We start from the raw sequence: 3,857 nt of genomic DNA on the forward strand, positions 1-3,857 counted from the left end.
GATCTGTGAGGCGCTCGACGCAGGCGCCAACGTGATCATCGCCGGCCGCGCCTGCGACGACTCCGTCATCGCCGCCTATCCGATCTGGAAGGGGGCCGATCCGGCCCTGGCCATCCACATGGGCAAGATTCTTGAATGCGGCGCATTCTCTGCCGAGCCATTCGCCATGGATGTGATGCTCGGCACCGTGGACGAGGACGGCTTCGTGCTGGAGCCCGGCAGCATCAGGCGGCGGGCTTCCGTCAAATCCGTCTCCGCACATTCGCTCTACGAGCGCGAGAACCCGTTCAGGCAAGGCGGCCCGGGGCATGAGATCGACCTCACCGGTTGCTCCTTCGAGCAGCTCGGCGATAGGCAGGTGCGCGTCACCGGTGCCAGGCTGACCGAGACCGAGGACTACTATGTCAAGCTGGAGGGCGCGCGACTCGCCGGCTATCGCTCGATCGCGATCGCCGGTATTCGCTGTCCGACCACGATCGCGGCGCTCGACGGCATCCTGGACCAGCTCGAAGAGCGGGCACGCGACTATTTCGCGCCCGATCTTATTTCGGTGCAGTTCCATGTCTATGGCCGCGACGGCGTGATGAAGGAGCTGGAGCGGGAGCATTCGCCAGCGCGGGAAATCGGCCTCGTGATCGAGGTCACCGCCGCTTCGCAGGAACTTGCGCATGCCGCCTGCCACCAGATCAGCGGAGCCATGCTGCACCATCACTACGAGGGCATCAYCAACCCCTCCGGAAACCTCGCCTTTCCCTATTCCCCGTCCGACCTCGATGTCGGCCCCGTCTACGAGTTCAGCGCCTATCACCTGATGAAGGTGGCTTCGCCGACCGAGCTTTTCCCAGTCACGCTGGAGGATTTGTGACATGGCCGCCCGTCCGCTCTGCGAGATCGCCGACATCGTTCGCAGCAAGAATGCCGGTCCCTACCGCATCACCTTCGACATCCTGTGCAGGGAGAAGGCGAACTACGAGACCATCCGGAATTCCGGCGCGATAACGCCGGAGACGGTCGCGAAAGCTTACAGTCTTGACCCCTCGGACATCTCATCCTTCTTCGAGATCGACATGGCCAACGCCATCAAGATCACGATCAGGCGCCCGCGCGCCCAGGGTTCCGCGGGCGAGGGCGACATGTATGGCTGTCAGCAGCACGTTCCGTTGATGAACATGCTCGTCCCAATAGGTTAGACCACGCTGCGCTTGAAAACCGCGATCCACTTTTCGGGCCGATGCTTTCCTGGAACGGCCAGGCCTCCTGGCGATGGTCGCGCTCATGCACAGGACCGAGTCCGCCGTCTCCGCCATCTCGCTCTGGCCCGCCCTCGAAAGCCCGGGCCGTCATCCCCGGGCCAGCCGCCGCCCTTCCTGACGGCGACGCCGGGACCGCTGCTCCCCTGCGGCGATATGAGCGTCGCGCGCGGGGGGCGAGAGGAGCGCGGCAGAGCTCGACCAGCTTCACCCGGTCGCCGGCCTTGATCGCTGTGATCAGCGCCCCATGCTCGGCGCGAGCCCTGCGCCGGATGCGCGGGGTTTGCTGCCGTGATCGAACGGGCGCCATGAACTTTCTGCGCCATCATCTGGATCGGCGCGACCAGATGCGCGTTGCCGCAACTGGTGAAGAAGACCCGGTCGCGATTGGCGCGAAATGGCAAGACGGGCAGGCGGCCCATGCACGAAATGCCGCGGAGGCAGTCCTGGCGGGGCGGATCACGGGTTTCCCCCGCCCCCTGGGCTGGCGATAAGCCGCAGCACGGACGCGGACCCATTCGGTCATGCCCCGATGAGCACATGAATCAGAGACGCCAATGAGGTGCCGTTCCATGCGAATGACGTCGATCTACAGCCTGAGTTTCCTGGTTCTCGCGCCATGCGCGGCGTATGCGCAGACGGTTCCGGTCAATGTCGACAACTTCAAGCGCGCCGAGACCGATTTCTATATGGCAAAAACGGCCGCTGACGGCGGCTTCGGCAAATTCGCCCATAGCAGGACGCCGACACCGATCGACAAGCAGCCCGTGGTCCGGATGAACCGGGATACGCTCTACTCCCAGGCGCTCTTCGACCTCGACGCCGGCCCGGTGACCATCACCCTTCCCGAAGCCGGGAAGCGCTTCATCTCGATGCAGGTCATCAGTGAAGACCATTACACCCCGATGGTGGTCTACAAGCCCGGCCGCACGACGCTGACCAAGGACAAGGTCGGCACCCGCTATGTGTTCGTTGCGGTCCGTATCCTTGTCGACCCCAACGACACCAAGGACCTCGCGCAGGTTCACGCGCTGCAGGATGCGCTTAAGGTTGAGCAGAAGTCGGCTGGCAAGTTCGAGGCCCCGAACTGGGACCTGGCTCAAYAGAAGAAGATCCGTGACGCGCTCGAAGCGCTGTCGGCGGCATCCGGCAGCTTCACCAACGCCTTCGGCCCGAAGGGCAAGGTCGATCCGGTCAAGCACCTGATCGGCACGGCAGCCGGCTGGGGCGGCAACCCCGACAAGGACGCATCGTACCCCTCGTTCACCCCGGCCAAGAACGACGGCACAACGGTTTACAAGCTCAAGGTCAAGGATGTCCCTGTCGACTCGTTCTGGTCGATCAGCGTCTATAACGACAAGGGCTTCTTCCAGAAGAACGATTACGACGCCTATTCGGTCAACAGCATCACCGGCAAGAAGAGTGCCGATGGCGCGATCGACATCCAGTTCGGCGGCTGCGACGGAAAAATCGCGAATTGCCTGCCGATTACGCAGGGGTGGAATTACACGCTTCGGCTCTACCGTCCTCGGGCCGAGATCCTGAATGGCAAGTGGACGATGCCGGAGGCGCAGCCTGCATCGTAGACGGCATCAGCCCCGTTCGTCCGGCCGGCAAGCAGCGGTAACCTTCCACCCGCTCAAGCCGTTGGCCGCATGGTGAAACCGGGACGGCGGTCGTCCGCTGTTCCGGTCCTCCTCGGACGGAGACTGAAGCTTCGCAACCTCGGCGTCCTCGCTCCGGACCGGATGAACACCCTATCGAGAGCTCACATCGAGATCATCGGACCGGATATCGTATCCAGTCCGATGATCTAACCCTTTGTCTTTGCATCGGCTTTCCCGAAAACGGCAGTCCACCTTTCGGGCCGATGCCCTAGAACCGGACGTCGAGCCTGCCCTTGAGGGCATGATCGCGGGCCTTGTCGCTGATCGCGGCGCTGTAGCTGACGCCGAGCGTGGTGGTCGCGGTTGCGCGCCAGGCGAGGCCGGCCTCGGCCACCAGGGCGTTGCGGGCAAGCGGGGCGGCGTAAGTCTGAAACGGCGTTGCTGCGCCGAGGAAGGCGAGCTTGGCTGCGGGCGTCGTGTCGCCAAAGGCATGGCGCCAACCGAGCATGCTGCGGGCCAGCAGCGGCGTCGCGCCCAACTGCATCTCGGCCCGCAGGCCGAGCGTCGAGAAGCCGAGGCGCTGATCGCGGCCGAGCACCTGCAGTGCGGTCGGGCCACCTGTCTCGGCGTCGCGGCTGGTGCGGACCGTGACGGCTGCGATCTGCGCGAAGGGCTCGAACGAGACCGGCCCGTAGGGCAGGGCGTAGCCGATCTCGGCGAAGGCCTGGGCGGTCGCGCTGCGGCCATCGAAGCGCAGCACATCGGAGATCCCGGGCAGTGTCACCCGGCGCGTTACGTCGAGATCACTCCACGCATAGGCCGCGCCGGCCCGCAGCGAGACCGCCCCGAAACGCATGCCGCCATAGAGCGCGCCATGGGCGCTGCCCAGCTCTCCGCTGGAGCGGCGTCCATCGACATCGAAATCGGTGCGCGTATAGCCGCCGGCGATGCCGAAGCGCCAGTGCCCGGCATCGCTCCAGGTCGAGTTGAGCTCGGCGCC

4 protein-coding genes are annotated in these 3,857 nt (G+C 64.7%); 3 read left to right on the forward strand and 1 reads right to left on the reverse strand.

Features of this window, described 5'->3' with window-relative positions; translation table 11 throughout:
- The 3 genes from AC1DRP_RS35530 to AC1DRP_RS35540 all read left to right on the forward strand — a co-directional run.
- A partial coding sequence (locus AC1DRP_RS35530; RefSeq protein ID WP_476771011.1) for an acyclic terpene utilization AtuA family protein occupies positions 1–865 on the forward strand: 865 nt, incomplete at its 5' end.
- A 1-nt stretch (position 866) separates the two neighbouring features.
- Positions 867–1,190, forward strand: coding sequence for a DUF4387 domain-containing protein (locus AC1DRP_RS35535; protein ID WP_476771012.1), 324 nt, complete (start codon positions 867–869; stop codon positions 1,188–1,190).
- Positions 1,191–1,828: 638 nt separating this feature from the next.
- Complete coding sequence (locus AC1DRP_RS35540; RefSeq protein ID WP_476771014.1) at positions 1,829–2,836, forward strand: DUF1254 domain-containing protein; 1,008 nt, start codon at positions 1,829–1,831, stop codon at positions 2,834–2,836.
- Between the two features lie 289 nt (positions 2,837–3,125).
- On the opposite strand, the gene AC1DRP_RS35545 is transcribed toward AC1DRP_RS35540, so the two are convergent.
- Positions 3,126–3,857 (reverse strand): autotransporter outer membrane beta-barrel domain-containing protein (locus AC1DRP_RS35545; protein ID WP_476771013.1); only part of this gene is annotated, 732 nt, incomplete at its 5' end.

It is taken from the genome of Allobosea sp. 01N443, assembly GCF_056399325.1.

Bases quoted from the DNA above. Each gene is read 5' to 3' on its own strand.
- AC1DRP_RS35535 (WP_476771012.1), top strand. From the start codon at position 867: ATGGCCGCCCGTCCGCTCTGCGAGATCGCCGACATCGTTCGCAGCAAG.